This is a genomic window from Marinobacter sp. VGCF2001 (genome assembly GCF_049943275.1).
Classification (GTDB): domain Bacteria; phylum Pseudomonadota; class Gammaproteobacteria; order Pseudomonadales; family Oleiphilaceae; genus Marinobacter.
On record NZ_JBNFVX010000001.1, the window covers coordinates 215,507 to 241,480 of the forward strand.

22 protein-coding genes are annotated in these 25,974 nt (G+C 58.1%); 5 read left to right on the forward strand and 17 right to left on the reverse strand.

Annotated features, from left to right (window positions below; all coding sequences use genetic code 11):
- Positions 1-9: 9 nt before the first annotated feature.
- From prmB to ACP2AU_RS01025, 8 genes are all read right to left on the reverse strand, one after another.
- On the reverse strand, positions 10-915 hold the full coding sequence (prmB, locus tag ACP2AU_RS00990) for a 50S ribosomal protein L3 N(5)-glutamine methyltransferase (RefSeq protein ID WP_426373904.1): 906 nt from the start codon (positions 913-915) through the stop codon (positions 10-12).
- Between the two features lie 75 nt (positions 916-990).
- Positions 991-2,202 (reverse strand): patatin-like phospholipase family protein, encoded by a 1,212-nt coding sequence (locus ACP2AU_RS00995; RefSeq protein ID WP_426373905.1) that lies wholly within the window; start codon positions 2,200-2,202, stop codon positions 991-993.
- 5 nt (positions 2,203-2,207) lie between these two features.
- Complete coding sequence (locus ACP2AU_RS01000; RefSeq protein WP_426373906.1) at positions 2,208-3,113, reverse strand: DUF4892 domain-containing protein; 906 nt, start codon at positions 3,111-3,113, stop codon at positions 2,208-2,210.
- Entirely contained in the window at positions 3,106-4,026 is a 921-nt protein-coding gene (locus ACP2AU_RS01005) for an alpha/beta fold hydrolase (protein ID WP_426373907.1), read from the reverse strand. Before ACP2AU_RS01005 ends, ACP2AU_RS01000 begins: the two co-directional genes overlap by 8 nt.
- 12 nt (positions 4,027-4,038) lie before the next feature.
- Positions 4,039-4,389 (reverse strand): PilZ domain-containing protein, encoded by a 351-nt coding sequence (locus tag ACP2AU_RS01010; RefSeq protein ID WP_008171779.1) that lies wholly within the window; start codon positions 4,387-4,389, stop codon positions 4,039-4,041.
- 65 nt (positions 4,390-4,454) lie between these two features.
- Positions 4,455-5,486, reverse strand: coding sequence for a DNA polymerase III subunit delta' (holB, locus tag ACP2AU_RS01015; RefSeq protein WP_426373908.1), 1,032 nt, complete (start codon positions 5,484-5,486; stop codon positions 4,455-4,457).
- Entirely contained in the window at positions 5,479-7,569 is a 2,091-nt protein-coding gene (locus ACP2AU_RS01020) for a transglutaminase TgpA family protein (protein WP_426373909.1), read from the reverse strand. The genes holB and ACP2AU_RS01020 overlap by 8 nt, the downstream gene beginning before the upstream one ends.
- Positions 7,566-8,588: a DUF58 domain-containing protein gene (locus tag ACP2AU_RS01025; protein ID WP_426374413.1), complete on the reverse strand. Its 1,023-nt coding sequence runs from the start codon at positions 8,586-8,588 to the stop codon at positions 7,566-7,568. Before ACP2AU_RS01025 ends, ACP2AU_RS01020 begins: the two co-directional genes overlap by 4 nt.
- Before the next feature lie 256 nt (positions 8,589-8,844).
- Between ACP2AU_RS01025 and ACP2AU_RS01030 the strand changes: the two genes are divergently transcribed.
- Positions 8,845-9,456, forward strand: coding sequence for a hypothetical protein (locus ACP2AU_RS01030; protein WP_426373910.1), 612 nt, complete (start codon positions 8,845-8,847; stop codon positions 9,454-9,456).
- A 125-nt stretch (positions 9,457-9,581) separates the two neighbouring features.
- On the opposite strand, the gene ACP2AU_RS01035 is transcribed toward ACP2AU_RS01030, so the two are convergent.
- Positions 9,582-10,475 (reverse strand): DUF6160 family protein, encoded by an 894-nt coding sequence (locus tag ACP2AU_RS01035; RefSeq protein ID WP_426373911.1) that lies wholly within the window; start codon positions 10,473-10,475, stop codon positions 9,582-9,584.
- A gap of 153 nt (positions 10,476-10,628) precedes the next feature.
- Positions 10,629-11,177 (reverse strand): hypothetical protein, encoded by a 549-nt coding sequence (locus ACP2AU_RS01040; RefSeq protein WP_426373912.1) that lies wholly within the window; start codon positions 11,175-11,177, stop codon positions 10,629-10,631.
- A 217-nt stretch (positions 11,178-11,394) separates the two neighbouring features.
- On the opposite strand from ACP2AU_RS01040, the gene pabB reads away from it, so the two are divergent.
- Complete coding sequence (gene pabB / locus ACP2AU_RS01045) at positions 11,395-12,744, forward strand: aminodeoxychorismate synthase component I (protein ID WP_426373913.1); 1,350 nt, start codon at positions 11,395-11,397, stop codon at positions 12,742-12,744.
- 48 nt (positions 12,745-12,792) lie between these two features.
- On the opposite strand, the gene thrH is transcribed toward pabB, so the two are convergent.
- The gene (thrH, locus tag ACP2AU_RS01050; RefSeq protein ID WP_426373914.1) at positions 12,793-13,407 is read right to left on the reverse strand and encodes a bifunctional phosphoserine phosphatase/homoserine phosphotransferase ThrH; all 615 of its coding nucleotides are present in this window, start codon (positions 13,405-13,407) and stop codon (positions 12,793-12,795) included.
- A 206-nt stretch (positions 13,408-13,613) separates the two neighbouring features.
- Here thrH and ACP2AU_RS01055 point away from each other — a divergent pair, with 206 nt between their 5' ends.
- Positions 13,614-14,339, forward strand: a complete 726-nt coding sequence (locus ACP2AU_RS01055; protein WP_426373915.1) for a phosphoadenylyl-sulfate reductase — start codon at positions 13,614-13,616, stop codon at positions 14,337-14,339.
- A 70-nt stretch (positions 14,340-14,409) separates the two neighbouring features.
- Here the strand turns inward: ACP2AU_RS01055 and cysB are convergent, their stop codons facing one another.
- Complete coding sequence (cysB, locus tag ACP2AU_RS01060; protein ID WP_426373916.1) at positions 14,410-15,387, reverse strand: HTH-type transcriptional regulator CysB; 978 nt, start codon at positions 15,385-15,387, stop codon at positions 14,410-14,412.
- Positions 15,388-15,647: 260 nt separating this feature from the next.
- On the opposite strand from cysB, the gene ACP2AU_RS01065 reads away from it, so the two are divergent.
- Complete coding sequence (locus ACP2AU_RS01065; RefSeq protein WP_426373917.1) at positions 15,648-18,401, forward strand: LuxR C-terminal-related transcriptional regulator; 2,754 nt, start codon at positions 15,648-15,650, stop codon at positions 18,399-18,401.
- Between the two features lie 236 nt (positions 18,402-18,637).
- Here ACP2AU_RS01065 and dinG read toward each other — a convergent pair whose 3' ends face one another.
- Genes dinG through ACP2AU_RS01090 form a run of 5 tightly spaced genes read right to left on the reverse strand, consistent with a single transcriptional unit; the run spans position 18,638 to position 25,478 of the window.
- Positions 18,638-20,815, reverse strand: a complete 2,178-nt coding sequence (gene dinG / locus ACP2AU_RS01070; RefSeq protein ID WP_426373918.1) for an ATP-dependent DNA helicase DinG — start codon at positions 20,813-20,815, stop codon at positions 18,638-18,640.
- A complete protein-coding gene (locus ACP2AU_RS01075; protein WP_426373919.1) occupies positions 20,815-21,489 on the reverse strand; it encodes a general secretion pathway protein GspB in 675 nt (224 codons plus the stop codon). The genes dinG and ACP2AU_RS01075 overlap by 1 nt, the downstream gene beginning before the upstream one ends.
- A gap of 3 nt (positions 21,490-21,492) precedes the next feature.
- Positions 21,493-23,178, reverse strand: a complete 1,686-nt coding sequence (locus tag ACP2AU_RS01080; protein WP_426373920.1) for an ExeA family protein — start codon at positions 23,176-23,178, stop codon at positions 21,493-21,495.
- A gap of 6 nt (positions 23,179-23,184) precedes the next feature.
- Positions 23,185-24,672 carry a DUF3336 domain-containing protein gene (locus ACP2AU_RS01085; protein ID WP_426373921.1) on the reverse strand — a complete coding sequence of 496 codons (1,488 nt, stop codon included), beginning with the start codon at positions 24,670-24,672 and terminating at the stop codon, positions 23,185-23,187.
- A 23-nt stretch (positions 24,673-24,695) separates the two neighbouring features.
- A complete protein-coding gene (locus tag ACP2AU_RS01090) occupies positions 24,696-25,478 on the reverse strand; it encodes an MlaA family lipoprotein (RefSeq protein WP_426373922.1) in 783 nt (260 codons plus the stop codon).
- A gap of 87 nt (positions 25,479-25,565) precedes the next feature.
- Here ACP2AU_RS01090 and ACP2AU_RS01095 point away from each other — a divergent pair, with 87 nt between their 5' ends.
- Entirely contained in the window at positions 25,566-25,973 is a 408-nt protein-coding gene (locus ACP2AU_RS01095) for an acyl-CoA thioesterase (protein ID WP_426373923.1), read from the forward strand.
- Position 25,974 lies beyond the last annotated feature (1 nt).

A 25,974-nucleotide genomic window follows, 5' to 3' on the forward strand; every position in this document is an offset into this window, starting at 1 on the left:
TTTAGAATCTCAGATTTTTCGAGCCTGCCATTCACGCAGATCCCCGGCAGTAACCAGGAAAACGCCGTCGCCCCCGTTCTCGAACTCCAGCCAGGTCAGCGGTAAATCCGGATAGGCATCATCCAGCGCCCCCCACGAATTACCAACCTCCACAATCAGAAGCCCGTTTTCGGTGAGGTGGTCCGCGGCCGTCGCCAGAATCCGGTGAGCGATATCCAGGCCGTCATTTCCTGCAGCCAGGCCCAGCTCAGGTTCATGGTGATACTCGGCCGGCATATCTGCCAGATCTTCCGCATCCACATAAGGCGGGTTGCTTACAATCACATCGTATCGGCCTTCAATGTTGTCGAAAACATCCGACTGAATCGCTCGCACCCGGCCCTTCAGCCCATGGAGCTCAATGTTGGACTCAGCTACCGCGAGGGCATCCGCGGAAATATCAGACAGATCCACTTCCGCCTCACCAAAAACAGCCGCCGCACCAATACCGATACAGCCGCTGCCGGTGCACAGATCGAGAATTCGCTCAACCTGCATCGCACCCAACCAGGGTTGCAGGCCGTTCTCCAGCAGTTCACCAATCGGCGATCTGGGGACCAGAACGCGCTCATCAACGTTGAACGGCATCCCCATGAACCAGGCCTCGCCAAGCAGGTAAGCAATCGGAATACGCTCACTGACCCGGCGCTCTAAACGCCCAAGAATCAGTTCACGCTCGGCACGGGTCAGTCGCGCATCCAGAAACAGATTGTTGTTTTCCAGCGGAAGATGCACGCTCCGCAAGACCAGCTGAACGGCTTCGTCCCAGACATTATCGGTGCCATGGCCAAAATACAGTGGCGAAGCGGCAAAACGGGAAACCGCAAACCGGAGTAAATCGCGAATGGTAAGCAGGTCGTCGGCTGGACTCGTCAAAATATTACTTCCTGATCTGAACAATAGAGCGCCGGATTATACGCGCATTGCGGCACCCTCTGCAGCCTTTGTCCATCAAAGCGATAAGGGGCCGGAGCTGCTTCGACGCTGTTCAAAGCGATCAAGCGCGGCGGCCATACGCTCGCGGCCAAGCTGAATCAGCTCCGGCGCTTTATGGTAGTCGTAACTTCTGCAGGCGTTTTTGGGCACGTTGATAAGCAGATCCGGCGGGTACCCGGCAATTTTGTATTGCACCAGGGCACTCTGCATGGTTTCGATGGTCAGGTTCATCACATCAAATTTGCCAATGCCAAGCTTGTCCCAATCAATGGTTTCGTGGTCTTCGCGATGCTTGCTGCGGCCAGGGCTTTCTTCCTGGCTTTTGGCGGGCTCTACTTTCCTGGCGATTTCCCGGCTGATCTTCTGCTCCGGAGATTCCGCGCTGTTATCGGGCTTGCGCGACGCCAGGGCCTTCAGCGTGTCCCAGTCAAACCAGCGGGATGCCTTTTCGCGAACGGCGTCCACCCATTCTTCCATATCGCTGCCACTGTCGTCTGGCATAAACGCCGCATCCGGAATACGCCGCGGTTGTTCGTCTTCGCCACTGAGGTTTACGGCCATCACCAAATCGGCGTGGGCCGAGATGGTGGGGATGATCGGCAGGGGATTTAACAGCGCGCCATCCACCAGAACCCGGCCGTTCAGTACCAGAGGCGTAACCACACTGGGGATGGCGATTGACGCACGGATCGCCTGGTCCAGAGGCCCTTCCTGAAACCAGATTTCTTTGTGGGCAAGTAAATCGGTCGCCACGGCGGTGTAGGCGATCTGCAAATCCTCTATCCGGGTATCGCCAAGGATGTCTTTGACCACCGAGAACACTTTCTCGCCACGAATAGCTCCCACCGATGTAAAGGTCACATCCAGCAATTTGAGCACATCAAACTGCCCGAGACCGGTTACCCAGTCTTTGTAATCCTGCATTTTTCCGGCGCCATACATACCGCCGATCAAGGCGCCCATCGAGCATCCCGAAATAGCCACGATCTCGTACCCGCGCTCCTGTAAAACCTCTATCGCACCGATATGGGCATAGCCACGGGCACCGCCACTGCCCAGTGTCAGGGCCACTGTTTTACCTTTGCCCGGCAACTCCCCCACACGTTCTGCGCTGGCTGGCGCGCCCGCAGGCGAAATGTCTGAACTGCTGACCACCGTACTGACACCATCCCGCGCCGAATCCGAACCCGCTGATTCGTCCTTTTCCGGCTTATCCCTGTTCGCCATTTCCCCTACCTCTTGATGACCACGATCTCAACCCGGTTGCCCTGACGCGCCGGGTCGTTCAGTTTAACCGCTGGCCCCACCGGGACAATGCGTATCTGGCTGCCAGAAACGCCGGTTTTACCCAGTAAGGACGCCAGACTTTCGGCGGCCTCCCGGGAGCGCGCCAGGGCTTTCTCCAGCGTTTCACCCGCTTCCGGCTCGGTGAACGAGGCCAGAACAACCTGGGCGTCGCCCTTGGCCCACTCGTTCAATGTGCGACGGTCGTCCGCCGACCAGTCAAACTGAAACGTGATGCCGCCGCTCCAGGGCACGATAATCGGCCCCTGCAATGGCCCGTCGCCAACGGTGTAACCGGGAATAGCTGCACCAAAACCGACCGCAAGATGTTCAACCCACACATATTCCCTAAGATTGCCCCGCGTGACGGTGTACACCAGCGTTAACCATTGCTGCCCGTCGTCATCCGTGGTGGCTGCCACCAGGTAATCCTGGGTTGCATCCCGGCCAAGAAGACGGGATTGCTGGAAAATCTGGTTGGCCCAGACGTTGCTGCGGCCACAGGCCATGCCCGAGCATTCAAAAAGAATGCTCGCACCGCCGGACGATAACCGCTGATAATAATGAGCGCGGGCTTCCTCGAGGGATGCATCCCGGGCGATTTCAAACAACTGGCCTTTGCCTTGCACCGGTAGTCGCGCCATATTCTCCGAGCGGATTTCATCGCGAATTTCGCGCACCGGGCTGAACAGTACAAGGTGTCCTGCGGATTGAATATCAACAGTAGACTCAAGGGCAGACTGATCGAATGGTTCAGGAGGGGTCTGCGGGAATGCCGCATTCGCCGTTGTTGCGAAGGAAAAGAATAACCCGGCCAGCAAACCGGTTTTCAGAGAACTCAAACAATCAGCCATAGGAAAGAAACCTGTTTATCGCTTCCGCAACGGGAGTGATCTCACCGTCCAGATGACAATGGTGCCCGCCAGGCACATCAACCGTCTGAAGCCCCGGAACCAGATCGGCTCTGCTATCGAGCCCGCCCCGGGACGCCAACAGCCCCTCCTTTGCCCTTACGAACAGCGTCGGTGTCTGGATGGCAGACAGGGACGCCTTAACCTGCTCTTCGGTCATCATCAAGGGCGTGGGATGGCGCAACCGGGCGTCGGTGCGCCAGACGAAACCACCGGGAACCGCACGCATATTGCGCGGCACCAGGCTCTTTGCCGCCTCAGGGCTCAGGGGGCTCAGGCCACCTTCGCGTATCCGGGCAGCACTTTGCAGATCAGGATAGAGAGCCGGTGCCGCTGAACCCAGCCTGCGCTTGTGAAGTGCCCGGCGCAATTGCGGAATGGTCTCCCGGGCCGGGCGACTGAGCGCACCCAGACTGTCGATCATGACCAGTCGGCGCACCCGCTCGGGAAAAGCCGCAGCATAAAGCGCACAGACGATACCACCCAGTGAGTGCCCCACCAGATCCAGCGGGAAACGCTCGCTTTCGGGAAAATGCCGTTCAACCAGTTCCGAGAGATCACCCACATAATCCATCAGCCAGTAGCTCTGGCCCGGAGGTCGATGGCCCGAGTGGCCATGGCCCGCCATATCGATGGCATGCATGGTGGTGTTTGTCGCCAGCCTCGGGGCCAGGCGGGCAAACGACATGGCGTTGTCCAGCCAGCCGTGCAAAAAGATGGCCGGCGGGCGGGACGGGTCTATCGCCTTGTTCGGCCAGGTCAATCCAGAGAGGGTGAGATTCTCCAGTGGCCAGTGCATTTCATGGCAACCGGCCTCAGGATCAGGAACGCTACCGGGTAATGCGCTTTCCGTCATGGACCAACGGCCTTACATGGTATGAGTGGGTCGATCCGAACTCAGTGAGCCCGCCAGGTAGGATTCAATCTTGGTGCGGGCCGTCTCATCGTCGCCGTTGAACTGCACGCCGATACCGGCAGCCCTGTTGCCCTGGGCACCTTTAGGGGTAATCCAGATAACTTTGCCGGCCACCGGAATTTTCTCGGGCTCATCCATCAGGTTCAGCAGCAAAAACACTTCATCGCCCAATTGGTATTGCTTCTGGGTAGGGATGAAAAGCCCCCCCTGGCGGATATAGGGCATATACGCCGCGTAGAGAACCGCCTTGTCCTTTATAGTCAGGGTTAGAATGCCGCTGCGCGCTCCGAATCCGGGCCCCATATCGAATACCTTCCAAGCAAATTTACTGATATTTCACAATGATAGCAGTTGAGCCTGAACAACGCTCACGTTGTCTGTCGTTTCCTGGGCATCAACTCCCGCCATGCCAGCAAGAGTTGACTGGCCTCCAGTTCCGGGCTGACATTGTAGACCCCGGCGCTTCGGCTTTCGCGCACCCGCTCCAGCAACAGATGGGCCTGCCATGGAGGATTCGAGCGGGCCAGATACGCCAGCATATCCCCGGCCTCGGCATCCTGAACCTCACCGCCGGCGCAGCAGCGAGCCAGATCGGCTGCCCAGTTCTCAAAAAGCCATAAAGTGGCATCAAGCCCCAGAGCCTTGAACGGCCGGCTCGCGTCCCCGACCGTTATCTGGCCTTTCATGAATTGTCGAAAAGCCTCGAATGCCTGATCCCGCTGCGCCAGAAATCCTCCGGTGGCAAACTCCAGCGCCAGCCTGGGCGCGTTGCCCGCCAACATCAGACCCTTCGCCAGATCCTCCGCCGATGGCCGGGCCGAGGGTTCCAGCTCTGCCACCCGGGCCGCCAGCCATTTCCCGGCATCATCCGCATTCGGCAAAGGGATGGTCATTGTCTGGCACCGGGACCGGATTGTCGGCAACACCGGCCGGCCGCTCTCCTGCAGTAACAACAGTGTTACGTCTGCCAACGGCTCTTCCAGCGTCTTCAGCAAGGCATTGGCGGCATTGATATTGAGCTGGTCCGCCCGGTCGACGATCGCAACCTTGCGGTGAGCCACTTGTGGCGAAGCTACCGCGAACGACGAAAGCGCCCGAATCTGATCCACCTTCACCATGCGGGATTTTTCGGGCGCATACACCCGCACATCCGGATGGCTACCCGCCGCCATCAACTGGCACTGCCGGCACTGGCCGCAGGCCACCGGCGCATTGCCATCCATACCGGAAGGTCGGTCACACAGCAGTAAACCGGCAACGGTTTCTGCCCACAGCCGTTTGCCTACACCGCGCTCCCCCACAACCAGCAGAGCATGAGCCAGACGATCCTGGGCCAGCCCGTGTTGCACGGTGGCCCAGGCTCGCTCAAGCCAGGGCATATCCTGGGCAATATCAATCATCGTGGTGCACTCGTGAGGTCATTTCAGTATTGCGACGAAGTTGCCGTTTCATGGTTTTCAATAAGCGCGCCAGCCTGCGTGCCTCTTGCGACGTTGGCTCCGATGTCGGCCCGGTATAGTAATGGCTGTTGACTGCCCGGGCAAAGAGATGCGCAGATGAACTCACTTCCGGTCGCGCTTCAGATAAACGCTGCGCCAATGTCGACGGCGTTTCTCCGGTGCGCACAGGAACCCCCGCTCGTTCGCAGACACGGTGCCATGACGAGACCACACGACGGAAAGCGTCCTGCCTTGCCCCTCGCCGAACCGAAAGCGCAGAAAACAATCCCGCCACCAGCAACGCAACGCCAACCACGCCCGCCGTCAGATAGCCCAGTTCCCGCAACCCGAAACCTCCGGGTAGCCGTGACATCAGGTCCATCTGGCTCTGCCCCTGATAACCCACCACCCAACGCTGCCACTGGTAGTTAATCCTGTCCATCTGCAGCGAGGCCCACTGGAGCACCGCAATGTCACCATAGCGCTGGGGTGAAATCAGATCGTTTTCGAGAAACGACCCTTCATCGGCCACCGCTTCCCGCAAGCCGGACTCAATTCGACTGGGAGCAATCGCTGCCGTCGGGTCTACTCTCACCCAGCCCTGCCCCTCCAGCCAGACTTCGACCCAGGCATGGGCATCGTACTGGCGAACAATGAGGTACTCGCCTCCGGCCCCGGCATCGCCCCCCTGGTAACCCACCACAATTCGGGATGGAATACCGGCGGCGCGAAACACAAAGGTTGCCGCTCCGGCATAGTGGGCACAGAAGCCGCGCTTTTCTTCGAACAATAGGGCATCAATACCATCATCCGGCATCCTTGGAGGGCGGAGAGTATAAAAATAAGCCTCTTCCCGAAAACGCCGAAGTAGCGTCGTGACGACCTCATCCGGTGCCAACTGCCCTGCAAGACGGCCCGCCATGGCCCGTGCTCTGGGATTGCCAGTCGCAGGCAACTGCAGATAGCGACGCAATTCCGCAGGCGTTAAATCGTCGGCCGGGCCCGGGGCAGCGGGCACTTGCGCCAGGCGATAACGCACGGGACTGTCAGCGGGCCGCTGGAACCGGAAAAGCGACTCGGGAGTTTTGGAAACGTTGCCTGAAACCGCCACCGAGTCGGTCAGGGCGAACGCCCACCTCTGATCCGTCGGCTCCATCAGAATGTCATATTCGTTGCTCTGCAGCGGCCCTACACCGCCGTCATTATCGACCCTGGCCGGCCGCCGGAATCCATCAGCGTCTCGCTGGCGCCAGGTTTCGCCGTCGAGATAATCCAGTATCAAGCCGCGCCAATAGCGATCGCGATAAGGCGGCGACTCACCACCGAACGTCACCCGGAACGCTCTTTCACTGCTTTGGGCCAGACTGGAAATGTCACCCGGGCGCATGGTGTCAGAAATCCCGCTACGAGCTTCGCCGGACACCAGAGGCACGCTCCAGAGCGGCGCCATACGGGGGAAAAACACGAACAACAGAACCACCACCGGCAGCGTCTTCAGCAACAACAGGCCCAGGCGTTTCCAACCCGCCCTGAGACTTTCCGGAAGATCCGGTGCATTCAGAATTTGCAGGCCCACCAACAGGCAACCGATGGCGGCAAAGGTCAGCAACGCCCAGGCGATGTCCTGCTTGAACAGGAAGTTGACAGCCGCCAGATAAACCTGAATAAAAAACAGCACATAGAAATCTCTGGCAGACCGTGTTTCCAGCCATTTCAGCCCCACCGCCAGCACAAAGAAAGAGGCGGCGGTATCCACGGTAAACCGGCCCTGAACCGTGGCCACATACACGCCAACCAGCGCCACCATGATCCCGGTGCGCAATAGCCGCCCCGGGAGCTTCACCCGGCCGCGCTGTGCCAGCCAGCGCCACCCGGCCAACACCCCACAGGCGGCAATCAGCCACCAGGGCAGCCGGTCCCACTGGGGGATCAACAACAAGCCAAAGCTGGCGATCAGCCACATCAAGGCATTGGCGGGAATCGTCTCGACCGGCGCCTGGTCAGCCCTTTTCGACGCAAACAACTGCCTCAGCCGCCCGTTCATGACGCCACCTCCGAGGCTGGCACATCCTGGGCCTGGCGGGTGCCAAACGCCTGCCCGTCAGGATCTCGTGGGGGCTGTTCACCCCACACAGCAAGCGCACGCAGGCACCGTTCGCCGTGCAGGGCGCCGGCATCCGGTTCAATGATGTCTCCTGGCAAATTCAGACCAAATTTTGAATTCTTTTGCACGCGGTCCGCTACCATCCAGGCCAGGTAGCTTAGCCGCAGCTCGGTATCGACACCGGGAAATGCATGGAAGTCCAGCCAGTGCGGGCTGCCCTGCTCACCTTGCCAATCGGCTACGACCATCTGGCCTGTGCGGGCAAATCGTTTCCACATCACACGCTGGCTCATATCGCCTTCACGCCAGGGACGAAGATCGGCGTTGTCCTGGCCGGCGACGGGCGCTTCAGACACCGCGTCCGTGCCGTCGTTCACGTTGCCGGTGGCCTCCGGCGCGGGTATTGGCCGCGGGAAGGCAACACCGGCGCCGGCCGGGCGCAACCAGGACCAGGCTTTCAACAAGCCGAACGGAAAGCGGGTCTCAATCCGGATCCGGTCCGGGCGAAGGTACCCCCGGTATGCTGACGGCACCGGCAGTACCACATCCCGGGACTGTCCGGATGAGATATGCACGCCTTCCACAACAGAATCCGGCACCGACAACACCAGCCCAAGCCCTGCGTCCTTGCCCGCAGTGATGCGCAGCAGAAACGGGATATCGTCTCCGGCCTGGCCATCTCCCGGGCGAACCAGGGCAATAGACAGCCCGGTAAGGTTTCTGTGAGTCTGATGCATAGCGCCCACAAACACGGTTCCCAACAAAAAGGTGAGAAGGTAAATAAGACTGTTCTGATAATTGATACCGGTAATGAGCATGATCAGCAACAGCAGCCCAAAGACGACCCCGGCCGCCGTTGGCAGAATAAAAATGTTCTTCTGGCTGAGTACCTGATTGTCCGTTCTTGGCAGGCGACGATGGATCCATCGTCGCCAACGGGTACTGAGATAGTTTCGCATCATGCTCCTGCGACGGGTGTCCGGCTTATAAGTTCACCGGCTGAAGATCAAAAAGGTCCGGACATAAAACCATAATTTCCGGAGCCTATTAAACATTTACCGTCAGACAACAGATTCTGATCACACGCCGGGCACTTTACGGTTGAAAAACTGTCCGACAAACCGAATACTGAAAGTTGGGTAATGAAGCGTATTGACTGAAGCCGTACACTCAGCAGCGCCTCTTTTGAACCGGTTCAGCATGAGGCAAATGACAATGCGTCGCAAACTGCTTGTAGCCGCCATTACGGCAACCGCATTCACACCAGCGTGGGCTGGTGTACAGACCATGACCTCCGACGAAATGGTCGAAACCTACGTCGAAGATTCTGCCGTTATTGTCGTACCACGACAACAGCAAACTACCTCAGCCGACCGTGAAAAGATCATCCGGGCACTTACCATCTCTCCGGGTGAGCCGGTATTGAGCGAAGCGGAAGAAGAAGCCTATCGGGAAGCACTCCAGCGGTATGTGGATGCCGGGAAGAAAGACGCCCTGTCGGACGCCGAAGAGGAATTTCTCCGCCGCGCACTGTTACTGCCCGTGGACGAACTGGCGCGGGCACAGCCGCCGGCAGACTTCACGCCACGAACTCTCCCGCTGATCTTCGGCCAGCAGCCGGAGATACCGGACCAGCCGTTCACACAAACGTTCCTGAACGACCAACTGGGTATCGGTTTTGACGGTCAAAACCTGAACTTCAGCATTGGCAACCCGCCCGGTATTGACCAGATCCAGATTCCGGAAGCCATCAACGAGGGCCCGATTAACCTGACACCCCGCCCGGGCGGTGGGTTCGACCTTTCCATTCAGGTGCCCGATCAGTAACCCCCTCCCCTGAAACGAAAAGCGGCGACCAGAACGGTCGCCGTTTTTTTGCCTGCTGATTCGGTCAGACAAAAAAACGCCCCGCAATGCGGGGCGCTATCACCACTTTAAGGAGTCAGGTCAACTTACTGGTGACCGTAAACCTTCATAGTGGTGTTGGTGACAGCCAGGTTGTCCATACGGAAAGAACCGATGGACTCACCACCAATTTCAACCGCGCCCACACCGATGTCAGCTACGAACGCAGGAATGCTGATTTCCAGAGCGTCGTTACCGGTAGCACCAGACACTCCCTTGCCAACGGTAATCGTTGCCCCAGCAAATAGAGCAGCCTTAGCGTCGCCACCAGCAGCATTCGTCCAAGTAGTCGGGTCATTCGGGTCAAAGCCGGCATCCATAGACTCAAACGCCGTCGCGCCGAATACAGTCAGATCGCGGACGTTCACACCCAGGAAGTCCACATCCATATCCATGTCAGTCACGTTGAAGCCAACGTCCAAGATCAGGTTATCAGTGGCAGTATCCACACGAATGTTCAGCTTGCCGAGGTTACCCTCGATACCGATGTTGCTGGCCAGCAGAGTGGAATCGCCCCCGGCGGCCTTGGCGTTCAGTGAGGCAGATCCAACTGCAACTGCAAAGTCGATCGGATTTTTGTTCGCCTCACCAGTAACGGGGTTTGCGCTGATGCTGTGGACATCAATCACGGCATCACCGTCGGCTTCGACGTCGATGTCGATCAGCAGGTCGTCCAGCTTCCCGTCAACGCCGGTGACCTTACCGCTTTGATCACGGGTCACAGAACCGCCACCGATGGAGATGTCGTTGACTGCCAGGTAACCTTCGTCAGTGTAGCGGAACTCACCGATGGAAACTTCGGTTTCCAGCTCGATGGTCACACCGGCCTGACCGGTCACGTTACCCATGGTGGTGTCGTCAAGCGCCTTCAGGTCGGCTTGAGCGGCGAAGGGAGCTGCGGCAACGGCTGTTGCCAGTGCGATTTTTTTCAGGCCTTTCATAACGTTCTCCTAATTGGAACAGTTTTTTGTTATTTCCATGTCATGCAGACTGTTTGGTGTACTTTTGTATCTGCACGGATACAGAGTACTGCAGAGGTAACTGAACGTTCCGTGATCACCTTCACGTAATCGATACTTGGATTGTCTTACAACTCAGCCCGCTGATTCTTCGCCGACATTGATGTTGAAGATCTTCTTTTCCGTCTCCACTACCACTTGTTCACCGAAACGCGCCTTACCATCCACAATGGTGTAGGGCACCAGCTGGGCCAGCGTCGGCCCGAAGATGTGCTCCATCTCTACGACCAGCACGCGATCCGCTTCGGATTCTTTATTGGGGTTGGCGGTGGTGTAGAAGACCGCGGTGGCACCCACCTTGCCTTTCTTGACCAGGGCAATCAGCGAACGGCGAAGCACCTCAAGCGCGATATCGGCCGGCATTTCCTCAATCTGCCTGATGCGAAGGGTAGTGTTCTTGTCGCCGGTGTCCGTCACCACCGCAAAGGGCTTCACGCCACCGGTTACTACAATCCGACCCCGGATACTCTCCACGCCCTTTTTGTACATCCGTTCGAACTGCTCCTGGATCATCTCCTTGATTTCGGCCTCTGATGGCTGTTGGGCATGGGCGTAACCAGAAGTCATCAGCACGAGAATCAGCGGCATCAGTACAAGCGTCAAACCAGATTTTAGCTTTGTCATATCTACTCCACTTTCCTTGCAAAGCTCGCGCAACCAACAACCGCGCGGCTCTCGAATTGTTTTTATACTGGGGGCGCCCTGTGATCTCGGTTAGAATAGCCATCGGCTTTTTCTCCCCGTCCGTACAAGACGTTTTTCATTAGATCAGTGCCGCCGCAAACGCGACAACGCTGTTTTTGTGGCCTGCTTATCATTTCAGCAAGATTCCGGAGGACCCTTGGGGCTGGCAACAACACGGGAACTAACCCGGGAAACGTATCAACAGCTGCTGGCGCACGCCTGTGATGCACCGGATTTTGTGTATCTCGGGAGTCCCGGCGATGGCCCCGAGAGAGGCGGTCTAACGGGATTTTCAGCCATGGCTGTCCATGCCCTGACGTTACCGGGAGACGGTTCGGCGTCTATCGATACCGTCGCCCTAGCCGCGGAAATGGAATCCCTGGCGGCGCCCTATCAACTGGACCGTCACTCTGAAGCACAAACCCTCACCGGCGGGTGGATCGGGTATCTGGGCTATGAGCTGGGGTATGCCCGGGAACGGCGGCTTACACACCTCAGTCACGGGTCGGCCGCGCCAATGATGTCTGCCGGGCTGTACCTGTGGAGTGCCAGCTACCACCGCCCCACGGGGCGTTACTGGCTCTGGATTCACCCGCAATGCCCTGCTGCTATTCATGAACAGCTTGGGCAGTGGCTGTCATCCAGTGTAAACACCCCGTCTCATTGGAACATGCCACGCCCGTTCACCCCGGAACAGACGCCAGACCAGTTTCGCGCCAGAGTTCAAACCATCAAACGTTACATTGAGGCGGGCGACTGCTATCAAGCCAACCTGTCGCAGGCTTTTTCGGGGCAGTTCAGTGGCAGTCCATGGCTCGCTTTTACAGCGCTCGCTGAAGCAAACCCGACGCCCTACAGCGCTTTCCTGAACATTGGCGACCTCGCGGTACTGTCGGTGTCGCCCGAGCGATTCCTGGAGATTGATCGGGGCGTCGTCAAGACCAGCCCGATCAAAGGCACGCGGCCCCGCGGCACGTCGCCGGACAAAGATAATGCGCTGGCAGACGAACTGCAGGCTTCGGAAAAAGATCGCGCGGAAAACCTGATGATCGTGGATCTGTTGCGGAATGACCTCAGCCTTCATGCCGAGCCCGGCAGCGTAACCGTGGAACAGCTGTTTGCCCTGGAGTCCTACGCCAACGTGCACCACCTGGTCAGCCATATCAAAGCGGGACTGAAGCCAGGCATCAGTCCGCTGCAGGCGTTGTTCGATGCTTTTCCCGGCGGTTCCATTACTGGCGCTCCGAAAATCCGGGCGATGGAAATTATCCGGGAGCTGGAGCCACACTGGCGCGGGCCCTATTGCGGGTCGGTTTTTTACTACGGGCTGAATGGCCGGCTGGACAGCAACATAGCAATACGAACCCTGCTGTGCGAGTCCAACGGCACGATTCGTTGTTGGGGGGGCGGAGGCATTGTGACGGATTCAGACCCGGAAGCGGAGTATCAGGAAACACTTACCAAGGTCAAACCACTGATGGACTTTCTGGAAAAACTGAAGCTCTGATCTGCACCACCGCCTTGCAGCTGCGGCACAGATCAGCGATCCAGAAGATCAGGCGCTGTGAACAGCGCTTGCCTTCAGGAATTCCTGTTTCAGGTCGTCAAAATGGTGCACCGCCGGGAACTGCGGGAACTCATCAATGACGTTCTGGGGCGCGTGGAACAGAATGCCGGCTTCTGCCTGGCTCAGCATGGTGGTGTCGTTGTAGGAATCGCCAGCAGCAATCACACGGTAGTTCAACAACTGGAACGCACGCACAGACTGGCGTTTGGGGTCGCGCTGGCGCAGCAGGTAGTCGGTGATCTGGCCGCTCTCGGCTACTTCCAGCTTATGGCACAGCAACGCCGGATAGCCAAGCTTCTTCATCAGCGGCATGGCGAATTCATAGAAAGTATCAGACAGAATCACCACCTGGAACCGTTCACGCAACCAGTCCAGGAATTCCCGGGCGCCGGGTAGCGGGTCCAGCGTCCCGATCACTTCCTGGATCTCCGGCAGGCCATAGCCGTGCTGGTCGAGAATGCGCAGACGCTGTTGCATCAGCACATCGTAATCAGGAATGTCCCGGGTGGTTGCCTTGAGTTCTTCAATGCCGGTTTTTTCTGCAAAGGCAATCCAGATTTCCGGGATGAGTACGCCCTCAAGGTCAAGACATGCGAGTTCCACAACGGTCTCCTGAATAATAGCTGAAGGTGCGGAGCGATTGTGCCCCGATGAGTGGGCGTATGATATGAAAAAGCACGGCCAAATGCATCGTGTATCCGCACACAGGTCTCACTAAAGATATAAAGATATAGATCCTCATTCCTTCAGGGCATTAAAGGTTTGCTGCTAAGCTAGCCGCACAAGCGATTGATACAGACTGGATGATTATGACCGAGATCGATTCTCTCCGGGCAGAACTGGATGGCCAGAGCCCCAGGGCAATTCTGAAAGCCGCCCTCGCCCACTATGGCAATCTTGCTATCTCCTTTAGTGGCGCCGAGGATGTCGTCCTGATCGAGATGGCCCATAAACTGACCGACAACCTCCGGGTGTTTACCCTGGATACCGGCCGACTACACCCGGAAACCTACGAATTTGTCGATCGGGTGCGCAAACACTACGACATCGATATTGAAGTCCTGTTCCCGGATGCCAACGAAGTTCAGGCCATGGTCAACCGCAAAGGCCTGTTCAGTTTTTATGAGGAAGGTCATTCCGAATGTTGCGGCATCCGCAAGGTCAACCCGCTGCGCCGGAAGCTCGCCACCCTGGATGCCTGGGTGACGGGACAACGCCGCGACCAGAGCCCGGGCACCCGTAACGACGTGCCGGTCGTTCAGATTGATAGCGCTTTTTCCACCGACGACAAGCCGCTGATCAAGTTCAATCCGCTGGCAAACTGGAGTTCGAAGGAAGTCTGGGACTACATCCGTATGTCGGAAGCGCCTTACAACCGGCTGCATGAACAAGGCTTTGTCAGCATCGGCTGCCAGCCCTGCACCCGCCCGGTGCTGCCCGGCCAGCACGAGCGGGAAGGCCGCTGGTGGTGGGAGGAAGCCACGCACAAGGAATGCGGCCTGCACGCCGGCAACCTGATCGGCAAGTCTGGCTAAAACCGCTCTCAGCGACGACAAAAAAGCCCGCATGGTGTCGACACCATGCGGGCTTTTCTTGACGCGACATTTAATAGGTCGGCAGTTCAATACCTTTGAACAGTTCCTGAATCTCCGACCGGCTGCCCTGATGGGCCACGGCTTCGTCGACTTTTTCTTTGGTGAGGTGAGGCGCAAACCGCTCCATGAAATCGTACATATAGCCTCGCAGGAATGTGCCCTTGCGGAAGCCGATGCGAGTAATTGACGGACGGAACAGTTTGCTGGCGTCCAGCGCGACGAGATCGGTATCCACCTCGGGATCAAACGCCATACTTGCGATGATGCCTACTCCAAGACCCAAACGTACGTAGGTTTTGATGACGTCGGCATCTGCCGCGGTGAAAACCACTTTGGGCGTCAGCCCACGGGTCTGGAACGCTTCATCAAGTTTGGAGCGGCCGGTAAAACCGAACACATAGGTTACCAGGGAGTATTCCGACAACTCTTCCAGCGTCAACTCCTGGCCTTTTGCCAGCGGGTGGTCCCTGGGTACGATGACACACCGGTTCCATCGATAGCACGGCATCATGATCAGGTCGTTGAACAGGTCCATACCCTCGGTAGCAATGGCAAAGTCCACCGCGCCATTCGCCGCCATCTCCGAAATCTGCATGGGCGTACCCTGATGCATATGCAGTGAGACGTCCGGGTACTCTTCAATGAAGCCACTGATAACCGGCGGCAGCGCATAGCGTGCCTGGGTGTGGGTGGTGGCAATACTCAGATCACCTTTGCGCTGATTGCTGAACTCCTGGGCAATTTTCTTGATGCCCTCCACCCGACGCAGGATTTCTCCGGCTTCGCGGATGATAATCTCACCCCCCGGGGTGATGCGCGTGAGATGCTTGCCGCTGCGTGCAAACACTTCAAGCCCCAGCTCATCTTCCAGTAAACGAATTTGCTTGGAAATGCCCGGCTGAGAGGTAAACAGACTCTGGGCTGTCGCAGACACGTTCAAATCGTGATGTGCAACTTCCCAGATATAACGCAGCTGCTGTAGTTTCATTAATACGGTCGCTCCCTGGATTTCCGGCCCGGAGTCGGTGCTTCAAGCACTGCTCGTGAACCCTGGCAAATTCATAACCAGATAATACGCATAAAAGATCTTTTTTTCATTCTTTTTTGATATACAAGATGATCTGTATTCAGTGTAGACCAAATATCCCGTTTCGCTGTCATGCCAACACCTTGCGTCGTCGCAGCCCTTGACTTGTGTGCGGCAAAGCACACAATCTTCTAATCAAACTTTCCCAACTCCGGGACGCTATGCTGCTGACCACCAAATTTCTCAGGCCAACTCCGGATGCCCGGGCCGTTCAGCGGCAGCGGCTGTCGGCATTGCTACAACCCGAATCAGGAAAACGACTGAACCTGGTTGTTGCCCCCGCGGGTTACGGCAAGACCACCCTGATCAGCCAGTGGTGTGCCAGCAATGGCCGCACCACGGCCTGGCTGTCTCTCGACGAACAAGACGACAAACCCGGTCAATTCTGGCAATACGTCATCGGTGCTTTCGAACACGCCGGCCTGATGGGGCTGGAGGAATGCAAAAAACTGCTGGCGCGGCAAGACAACGGCGAACTCACACCTGCCATCACCGCGCTACTGAACACCCTGGCAAAAGATGGCCACGGCTGGTCACTGGTTGTCGATGATTATCATGTTATTCAAGACGACGCGCTTCACAGGCAACTGGCCTGGTTTCTGGACTACCTGCCCCCGGGGATGCTGGTAACACTGGCATCCCGAACCGAACCACCGTTACCGCTGGCGCGCTGGCGTGTCCGAAGACAGGTGCAGGACATACACCCGGGGCTGCTGGCTTTCTCAGAACAGGAATGCGGAGAATTTTTCCGTAGCACCATGGCCATGTCGTTTTCCGAGGAAGACATCCGGGCCATTTGCCGCAAAACGGAGGGCTGGGTTGCGGCGATGCAACTCTCGGCACTCTCGGGCAAAAGCGATGCCGTTACCCCCGGCCATTCATCCCATACTCCCTCCGGGGCTGCGGATAACCGGCTGATTTCTGATTACGTGCTGACCGAAGTACTGGAACAGCTTCCGGAGGAGCTCAAGAACTTCTTGCTGGAGACCGCCTGCTGCACGCGCCTGTGCGCACCGCTGTGCAATGCCGTGAGACAGCGCCAGGACGGTCAGGAGATGCTGTCGACCCTACTTTCGCAAAACCTTTTCCTGATTCCACTGGACAACCATAACAAATGGTTCCGATACCACGACCTCTTCCGCGAAGCGTTACTGCACAGAATTCGCAACAACGCCCCCGTGCAGGCGTCGGAACTTCAATCCCGTGCGATTGACTGGCTGCTTCGCCATGGCCATGTGCAGGAGGGCATCGCCCAGATCGTCCGCACCAATAACACCGAGCGACTGGCTGACGTTCTCGCCGAGCATGGCAACAACCTCATTCACGGTGGCTACCACCTGCCGGTGCTGGAGTGGCTGGATGCTATCCCGGCGGTGAGAATGCAGCACAGCCCGCAACTGCAAATGCTGCGGATCTGGGGGCTGTTTTTCGCAAATCGGGTGGATGGTCTCGACCCCCTGCTGCTGGCGGTGGAGGATCTGCTGGACCGCCAGGTGGCAGACTCACATCCTGACGCAGAGGGGGCCCTGGCGCTCCACAGCGAGATTTCGCTGGTTCGTTCCTATCTGGCGCGCACCCGCAATGACGAGAAGAATGCCTCAGACCTTACGCAGCAGGTGTTGAAAGATATCGATCAGATCAGCATCCCCCTGAAATCGGTCACCTACTACGGTCTGGGACTGGATTATTTTGGCAAGGGAGAACTGAACGATGCTGAAGAGGCCCTGGCATCGGCCGTTCACTATGGACAGGTTGAGCGGAAGGCCAGCACCGTTCTGTCATCCGGCGGTCTTCTGGCCTGGATTCAGTATCATCGTGGCGATACCGACCTGGCGCTGGCGACCACCAGCCAGGTTCGGCAGTGGGTGGATGAGCACTATGCCGACCCCAGCCAGCCCCGGCTGATTTCCTGCTGGCAGAACAGCGCACTGACAGAAATCTACCGGGAGCGAAACCAGACCACCGCAGCCGAGAGCTACCTCGCGCCCCTGAAGGAACACATCCAGACAGGCACGGAACCCGGCCAGCACGTGGTGATCCAGTATGTTCGCGGCCACCTGGCGTTCAGTCATGGGGACCTTGAAACCGCGATTGAAGCGCTTGAAGACGCTGTTGCCACCGGCAAGCGACGCGAACAACACATTGTGTTCGAGCCGCCTGCGGCCTCTGCCCTGCTCGCCCGTTGCTACCTGGCCTGCGGCCGTGCAGAAAAAGCGTTGGCCTGCCTGCAACCGGCTCTGGACAGTCCGGCAACCAATCCACTCAACCGTGAGCAGAACCAGATTGCTCTGGCCAGGGTACAGAATGCGCTCGGGCAATACCGTCAGGCACAGGAAACACTGTCTGCACTCATCCCCACCGCAGAGCGTAACGCCCACAACCGGCATCTTGTGGAGATCCTGCTGGTTTATGCCGAAGCCCTGGCCTATGAAGGACGGGAGAGCGAGTCCGAAGCAATGTTGAGTCGAGCCCTGGACCGGGCGGAGAGCGCCGGTTTTCTACGCCTGTTCGCGGAAGAAAATCAGGTACTCCGGGACAGACTGCTGGATTGCCCCCGCCTGCGCACACCCGGGCGTTGGAACCGCGAGCTGCTGGCCATGCTCAGAGAGCTGGCAGCCGCACAACAGGCCCGCCAGCCCGAACCAACGGCTCCGGTAACGACAGAAAGCGCCCCGGAAGAAAAGCCCGGAGCGGATGCACTGCTGGAACCCTTGAGCCAGCGTGAGCAAGAGGTACTGGTGCTCATTCATCAGGGGCTGGCCAACAAAGAGATTGCCGAGCGGATGTCGGTCGCCCCGGCTACCGTCAAAGCACATATACGCAACCTGTACGGCAAGCTGGGTGTGGGCCGGCGCACCGAGGCACTGGCAAAAGCCCGCGAAATCGGGTTGCTCCGGGATACTAGCAAAGCGTGACGGACGTCACACTTTCTCGACATTAAACCCTCCCACTACGCCCTTTGGACGATCCGCTTACGCCCCCTTAAGCCCTATCATTTAACCATGGTGAGGTTAACGCCTTACCTCGAAATCTGAAATTCAGGCCTTCAGACTTCTTGTTCCGCGTTGTTTCGACGCCCGGGTTCGATAAGAACCCCTTCTATAAGAGCCACCCCTCGGGGATGGCTCTTTTTTTATGGGTAACCCGCGGGTCAGTGCTCAATAATCCGGCGAAAAGGCGGAAGGGCATCCAGCAGCAACTGGCCATAACGTCGCGCCACGATTCGCCGGTCCAGAATGGTTACCCGGCCGGTGTCCTGCTCTGTTCGCAGCAGGCGCCCCACCGCCTGGACCAGCTTTATCGACGCGTCCGGAACGGTAATTTCCATGAACGGATTGCCGCCGCGCTGCGTAACCCACTCCGCCAGACTGGCCTCAATGGGGTCGTCGGGCACGGAGAATGGCAGCCGCGTGATGATGACATGGTGCAGGTAACAACCCGGCAGGTCGATGCCCTCTGCAAAACTCGCAACCCCGAAGAGAACGCTGGGTTTACCCTCGTCAATGCGGTTACGGTGCAGGCGCAACACTTCGTTTTTGGCCATATCATCCTGAGTCAGGATCAAATCCGGATGCTCCGGTGCCAGCGCATCGCGAACCTGCTGCATCTGCCGCCGGGACGTAAACAGCACCAGGGTGGCCTTTTCCCCCGCCCAAAGCTCCGGCAGCCGCCGGATAAGCGCGTCGGCAAAGCCATCGTCAGTTGGCATCGCCATCATCGCCGGCACTTCAACCGTGGCCATTTCCGCGTACCGGAAGGAACTGGGCACCACCAGATAGCGGCTGGCTTCGGGCAGCCCCGCGCGCGAGCGCAGGCGATCAAAACGCCCCAGCGCCGTCAGGGTTGCGCTCGTCAGTACCGCGCCGTAGGCGCGTGACCAAAGCCGCGAATACAGCAGATTATCGGCCAGCACCGGAGAACTGAACAGGGTAATATCTTCGGCATGGTCCCAGCGCTGGCGAACCGCCCAACGCGCGGCAGGCGGCCCTTTACGGGCCGGAGCCTCAACCACGGCTTCCTTGTCTTCACTGACGGTGGTCACGCCCTCGCTCCAGGCGATCCATAGCCGAAGCTGGTCTTCAGCGCGGGCATGGAACGCGCCGATCACCGGATACCAGGAATCCGCAGTATCCCGGTCCAGCTCAGGGTCTTTGCGATCGTCAAACGCGCTTTGCAGTTCATCCGCCAGCGTTCCGAGATGGCGACACAACCCCGCGGTGGCAATGCGAGTCTCGCCCGCCAGCTCGGCAAGCCCCTCCGGCAGCGCCCCTTCCGGATACCGCCACTGGGCACTACGTCGCTCCTCGTTGAAATCCCACCCGGTATTCTGCTCAACCTCTTCGTAGACACGGTTCAGCGCCAAATCGAGATCCCGGCCAGCGGTACTGATTTTTTCCACGGCTTTGGCGGCCTGCGAACCTGCCGGTAACCACGGCTGGATTTTTACCAGGGCCTGAGACAACTGCTTCAGCCACTGGCGAGTCGCACCCAAAGGCACAGAGGCGGCAAAATGGTTCAACGCTTTGTCTGGAAGATGGTGCGCCTCATCAAAAATAAACAGGGCGTTTTCCGGCTCTGGCAGGATAGCCCCTCCTCCCAGTGCCAGATCCGCCAGAACCAGATCGTGATTCGCCACCACAACATCCGCATCGTCCAGATCCTTGCGGGCATCAAAAAACGCGCAACTATCAAAATACGCGCAGTGCCGGTTGGTGCACTGCCGATGATCCGTGGTCACCTGGCGCCAGATTTCATCGGGGATCTGCTCCGGCCAATGGTCCCGGTCCCCGTCCCATTCTCTCGAGCCGTAGCTGGCCAGCATATTCTCGAACGTGGCTTTGCTGCGGGCCTCATCATCTATCGGCTGGTCCAGCAAAAACAGCGGCATGGTATCGCTGTCGCCATGGCCTTCGTCGTGCAACCGGGCCTCTAGCCGGGACATACACAAATACCGCCCCCGCCCCTTGGCCAGCGTCCAGTTGAAATCCAGTTTGCTGTGTTTGCGCAGGTCTGGCAGATCCTTCAGGACAATCTGGTCCTGAAGCGCCACCGTGGCCGTGGAGATCACCAGGGTTTTCCCCAGTGCTTTGGCCACCGGTATGGCGGCGATAAGATAAGCCAGGGTTTTACCGGTACCGGTGCCCGCTTCCACCACGCAGGTGGCCGGTGGTGAGGTACGCTGGCCATCGTTGTCGGTAATCTCACCCATATAGCGCGCAATTTCGGCAATCATCAATCGCTGGCCATAACGGGCACGAATATCCTTGCCGGCCAACACGTCACGATAGGCTTGCTGGATCTGCTGTTTTACCGCATCGGTCAGTGCCATTATTGCGGGCTCAACCAGTCGCGCACCGTGCCAACGCGAAACGGCCGTCCGTCCATGCTTAACACCACACCATCATCGGTAATACGCTCAACCGACAGCGATCCGAAGCGATCTCCGGCTTTTAAGTAGTGGCCATTAATCATCACCCGGCTGGCTGACGGGTCCGAAGAAACAATATGGCTGTTGAAGGTCAAATCAGGAACACTCTTCTGAAACGAAAGGGGCAACTCGACAAGATGAGGCACCCTGCCTTGCGGTACCCGTTCCGTCAAGACGATTTTTTGCTCCGGCGGCTCATCAGCCCGGCTGGGAACGATAACCATCGGCGCTTCATAGGCCTCTGCGCGCTCTTGCTCGCCGGGTGCGGGGGCTGTGGGCGCGACCTCGGCCACAGGCTCCGCAGTGGGTACTTCCTCAGGTTGTGCGGGCCCTGAGTATCCGTCTGGGTCGGCCAGCTTGCCCTGGCTGACCGGCACTTCCAACACTGTTTCTGGCCAGAACAGATAAGCCAGCACCCCGGCATTGACGAAAAGCGCCAGCGCAATCCACACCACTGCCGATATCGGCTTGCGTTTGGCCCGGTACACCATCTGTACCGGCTGGCCAAGGTCGGGCGCCTTGCCCTGCCGACGCTCTGCTTCGGATTTTCTGAGTGCATCGAGAATGTACGACATACCCTACCCGTTCCCGGCCATCGTTGAGGGCACCAGTCTTGGAACCCGGTCGGACAGGTCATTATTCATCTGGATAATCGTCATGGCGCCGGCAATGCCATCCACTGTCAGCCCGCGCTCTTCCTGATACCAGCGTACCTGTTCCGTCATTTCCATCCGCTTGATGCGGGCGGCTTCGCTCTCGCCATTGCTCAAACGCTCCGCCAACTCCATCATGCGAGCGCCAATCCAGAGCTGTTCGCCGGAGTCGTCACGGTAAAAGCCATCGCCGCTCATATATTCCGGAATGCGCCAGAGTACCCGGAAATCACCATACCAGTAGCGCTCGAGCTCCCGGAACGGAACCCGCCGAGAGCCCTCGGCCGTGGCAATCTCCGCAACCTCACCGTCCAGGCTCTGGAGTACCACCTGGCTAATGCGCCCTTGCTCATCTCGCAACTGCAGTATTGCCGGCCGATTGATGAATTCCAGGCTTCGGCGGCTGCCCTGGCGCTCCAGACAGGCAAGCCCGGCTGTGGCGGCGTAATCACACGCGATGGGATGTGCCGAGCGCTCGTAGTTCTTTCCCCACAGCCCGAACAGGGCAGCAAACGCCTCAGGTAACGGCCGGGTATGCTGGCTGAACACGAAGGGCAAGGCAGACTCTGCAGGCCCGGCAGCCTTGCTCTCGGGCTCGGGCGCGCTGTCGGTTTTCGTGTCTGCGGCACGCTCGATAACACCAGCGCCTGAAGAGGCATCCTGCGTGCCAGCCAGCAATGAGGCCGGCAGACCATCCTCATCCAGCAGCCACAAGGTGCCGATGACTGCAATCATCACCGAAGCGAGCACAAGCCCTAACTGACTGGAACGGGCGCCTGAGGTTCGCCGGCCGGGAGCCTGTGACGGTCCACCATTGACCTCTTTCGCCGCTCTGCGAATGTGGGTTGCGGAGATCAGATGGTCACCCTCCGCGTAAGCTCCAAGCAGCGCCCGGTCACTGATCAGATTGATCAGCCGCGGAACGCCCTGACTTTCCCGATACAACCGGCGGATCGCCCCGGGCATAAAGATGTCACCGCGCAAACCGGCCACACCGAGCCGGTATTGAAGATAGGCGGGCAGTTCGTCGCGGCTTATGGCGTCAAGATGATAGCGCGCCGTGACCCGCTGGTTGAGCTGGCGAAGTTCAGGCAGGGCCAGAATATCCTGAAGCTCCGGCTGACCCAGCAACACTATCTGCAGCAGCTTCTTTTCCGAGGTTTCCAGATTGGTCAACAGACGCAGCTGCTCCAGCACCTCGGCGGAAAGATTCTGGGCCTCATCAATAATCAACACCTTATGCCGGCCCGCGGCATGAGCGTTCAGCAGGTCCCGATTGATACTGTCCACCAGGGTCTTGATGGAGGTATCCGGTTGGTGCGGGATTTCCAGCTCGTCGCAAACCGAAGACAACAGCTCACGGGCGGAAAGCCGCGGATTCAACACCAGTGCAATGTCTACGTGCTCTGGTGCATTTTCGATAAAACATCGGCATACCGTGGTCTTACCCGTGCCGACTTCACCAGTAATAACAATGAAGCCACCCTGCCCCTGCACACCGTACATCAGATGCGCCAGGGCCTCTTTATGGCGATCGCTGAGGTAAAGGTACCGGGGGTCCGGAGCGATGGAGAACGGCGGCTCGCGAAAGCCAAAGAAATCGTAGTACATGAGTCCTCAGAGCCTGGCCGGGGCGTTACCGCTTACCAGTTTGAGTTCCGCTGCGCGCCGGTTTTGCTGTTTCAGCCGGCGGACACAACGTTCCAGCGTTTTGGAGATTCGCGCATGGGAACGAATCATCGATATCTTCGGCCAGGTGGCGCGCTCCCCTTCCAGAATCATTTCCCGCACGTACTCCGGGCTGGGATTGGCTAACATACGGCGGTAATGCCGGAGGGAATAATGCGGCGCAATCGTAACATCCCCGGAATACCGCTGGGCCATGATGGTGTGCATCTGGCCCGAGAACTGGCGCAATAATTCAGGCCGGAGACGTTTTCTCAAATAATCAAAAATACCCTGGCCATGGAACTGTATCTCGGCCTTGAGCAAGTGTGACGGCAGATTCGCCAGAGACAGCTTCTCATCGTGACCACGGTTGTTCAGAAACGGCACCACATGGGGATTGGTCTGGCTCACAATCGTGAAATTCACATCGTACAGATGCATCAGGCGTTCGATTGGCAGGTCGCTTACCACCGAACCATCCACGAATTTCAGCCGGGGCATATAAGGCAGGGAGTGACCGTTCAGATCTTTTTTCATCAGCGTCACCGGCGGAAACACCCCGGGCACTGCGGCGCTTGCCAGCGCAGCGCTCCACACCTGCAGATACGGTGAGGTGTAACCGCAGAGCAAGCGGGCCTTCTGATGTGCCTGAACCGGAGAAACACTGATGTTAATGCTGCGCCCGGTACGCTGATAGGCTTCCTCGAAGGTGTAGTCGCCGATATTTTCCTGCAGACACCGGCGCAGTGTCCCCTGGTCCATTAAACCGTCACCACGCATGGCGCTCAACAACCCGCGCCATTTCCAGGCCTTCAGGTTGTGGTTCTCGGGTACCAGCATTCCCGGAATCTCGGCATCGGTGTGCACACCCAGAATGCCGGCAATAATGGCCCCGATACTGGAGCCCGCTATCACCTGGGGCAACAGGCCTTTTTCCCAAAGCGCCTTGATCACGCCAAAGTGAAACATACCCAGGCTGGCGCCACCGCTCAGCAGAAGCGTCGGCCGGCCATAGCTGGTGAGTGTGTCCCGGAAAAACTGAAGCTTGTCGTAAACCGGAAAGCCGGGAACGGGATGGTCGCACAGGTAATCCAGCGACTCACACACCTGGGTAATGTACTCTTCAATCAGGTGTTTGGTGCCCACCCGGGAGCGGGTGTATAGCGCCGGATTACCCATATTGCCCAGGTCGTGATGGAGCCCCTCCCTGAGCGCCCGCTTCAGGCGTTCGAAATCATTCTGCTGACGGTATTGTTTAAGATTGCTCAGGCGATCGTAAACCAGCTCGTAATGGTACAGGTCGGAACCGAAATCCTCTTTCCATTCGGCATTGCCTTCGAGAAAATCCAGCTCCAGTGCCGCCGCCTTCCATTGCTCATAGTTGTTGGCCTCGGCCAACATCTTGCGGAAACGGGCTATCCTCGGGTCCTTGATCACCTGTTGCCTCCCGGCATCAATACTCAGAAATCGTCGAGCATCAGATCTTCGTCGTCACTCGCGAAAGGATCTTCAGTGATCTTACCATCGTTGATCAGGAATTCACGACGCTGCATGAAGGCATTGCGCATAAACGTGTACCGGTCGCCGGAAATAAAGTTCTCCGCGGGTATCAGGTCTGCGCGCTTGTCCACAATCTGCAGCATCCGGAGATAGTACCACTCAGGACTCTCCACCGAGTCCCAGGCGGACGGCAGCATGAACCCGTCGGACGCCATCCCGGTGAAATAACGCGGCGTGGAGGGGCCCAGCAGTGGCAGCATCAGGTACGGCCCCGAGCCCACGCCCCAGGTCGCCAGGGTCTGGCCAAAATCTTCCGGCCTTTCGGGTAGCTCGAAAGCATTCGCCACGTCAAAAAACCCGCCAAGACCAAACACCGTGTTGTAGGTAAACCGGCCCGCGGCGACAACCGCCGATTCGCCCTTGAGCTGGAGAATGCTGTTGGTGAAATTGCGAATTTCAGTCAGATTGTTGAAAAAATTGGTAATGCCGCGGTCTACCAGGTCGGGGGTCACGGCGCGGTAACCCTGGGCCACAGGCCTCAGAAACCAACGATCAATGGCATCATTGAAGGCAAAGACCTTGCGGTTCCAGCTCTCGTAGGGGTCGCTACTGTCGACCGGCATTGCCGGATCCACCGGTGGCTCCTGGAGGTTCTGGGCCATGGCCGGTTTGAGGAATACCGGGATCATAAACACTGCGATGGCCACCAGGAGTGGCCAGCGCCGGAACTTACGCTCGTTCATGTCGTTCTCTTGGGTTGTTTAACCTGTTCAGTTTCGTCAACAATACCGGCGCTTTATTATTTTTTTCATTTTCCGGAGGAAAATCCGATGTCAGTACCGGGTAATCGAGTCAGCAGCCTCACCATGACGCTGCGCTGGGGCGACATGGACGCATACGGCCACGCCAATAACACAGTGTACTTTCGTTTCTTTGAAGAAGCCCGAATTGTCTGGCTTGCCTCACTGGAACTTGGTGGTACAGGCGACGACACCGGGCCAGTCATTATAAAGACCAGCGCCACCTTTCTGAAAGAGCTGACCCACCCGGCCAACGTGGTGGTGGAAACATACGCGGACAAGGCAGGAAACACCAGCCTGGAAACCTACCACCTGCTGAAGGACGAGCACACCGGCGATATCTATGCGGAAGGGTACGCGAAAATTGTGTGGATGGACCGTCACTCGCGGAAATCCACCGCACTGCCAGACACTCTCAGAGCACTGGCAGCGCAGTAGA

What these genes read in the sequence shown, in the direction of transcription:
- ACP2AU_RS00995 (WP_426373905.1), bottom strand. Translation starts at nt 2,202, where the DNA reads ATGGCGAACAGGGATAAGCCGGAAAAGGACGAATCAGCGGGTTCGGAT.
- ACP2AU_RS01000 (WP_426373906.1), bottom strand. Translation starts at nt 3,113, where the DNA reads ATGGCTGATTGTTTGAGTTCTCTGAAAACCGGTTTGCTGGCCGGGTTA.
- ACP2AU_RS01005 (WP_426373907.1), bottom strand. Translation starts at nt 4,026, where the DNA reads ATGACGGAAAGCGCATTACCCGGTAGCGTTCCTGATCCTGAGGCCGGT.
- ACP2AU_RS01010 (WP_008171779.1), bottom strand. Translation starts at nt 4,389, where the DNA reads ATGGGGCCCGGATTCGGAGCGCGCAGCGGCATTCTAACCCTGACTATA.
- holB (WP_426373908.1), bottom strand. Translation starts at nt 5,486, where the DNA reads ATGATTGATATTGCCCAGGATATGCCCTGGCTTGAGCGAGCCTGGGCC.
- ACP2AU_RS01020 (WP_426373909.1), bottom strand. Translation starts at nt 7,569, where the DNA reads ATGAACGGGCGGCTGAGGCAGTTGTTTGCGTCGAAAAGGGCTGACCAG.
- ACP2AU_RS01025 (WP_426374413.1), bottom strand. Translation starts at nt 8,588, where the DNA reads ATGCGAAACTATCTCAGTACCCGTTGGCGACGATGGATCCATCGTCGC.
- ACP2AU_RS01030 (WP_426373910.1), top strand. Translation starts at nt 8,845, where the DNA reads ATGCGTCGCAAACTGCTTGTAGCCGCCATTACGGCAACCGCATTCACA.
- ACP2AU_RS01035 (WP_426373911.1), bottom strand. Translation starts at nt 10,475, where the DNA reads ATGAAAGGCCTGAAAAAAATCGCACTGGCAACAGCCGTTGCCGCAGCT.
- ACP2AU_RS01040 (WP_426373912.1), bottom strand. Translation starts at nt 11,177, where the DNA reads ATGACAAAGCTAAAATCTGGTTTGACGCTTGTACTGATGCCGCTGATT.
- ACP2AU_RS01055 (WP_426373915.1), top strand. Translation starts at nt 13,614, where the DNA reads ATGACCGAGATCGATTCTCTCCGGGCAGAACTGGATGGCCAGAGCCCC.
- cysB (WP_426373916.1), bottom strand. Translation starts at nt 15,387, where the DNA reads ATGAAACTACAGCAGCTGCGTTATATCTGGGAAGTTGCACATCACGAT.
- ACP2AU_RS01065 (WP_426373917.1), top strand. Translation starts at nt 15,648, where the DNA reads ATGCTGCTGACCACCAAATTTCTCAGGCCAACTCCGGATGCCCGGGCC.
- dinG (WP_426373918.1), bottom strand. Translation starts at nt 20,815, where the DNA reads ATGGCACTGACCGATGCGGTAAAACAGCAGATCCAGCAAGCCTATCGT.
- ACP2AU_RS01075 (WP_426373919.1), bottom strand. Translation starts at nt 21,489, where the DNA reads ATGTCGTACATTCTCGATGCACTCAGAAAATCCGAAGCAGAGCGTCGG.
- ACP2AU_RS01080 (WP_426373920.1), bottom strand. Translation starts at nt 23,178, where the DNA reads ATGTACTACGATTTCTTTGGCTTTCGCGAGCCGCCGTTCTCCATCGCT.
- ACP2AU_RS01090 (WP_426373922.1), bottom strand. Translation starts at nt 25,478, where the DNA reads ATGAACGAGCGTAAGTTCCGGCGCTGGCCACTCCTGGTGGCCATCGCA.
- ACP2AU_RS01095 (WP_426373923.1), top strand. Translation starts at nt 25,566, where the DNA reads ATGTCAGTACCGGGTAATCGAGTCAGCAGCCTCACCATGACGCTGCGC.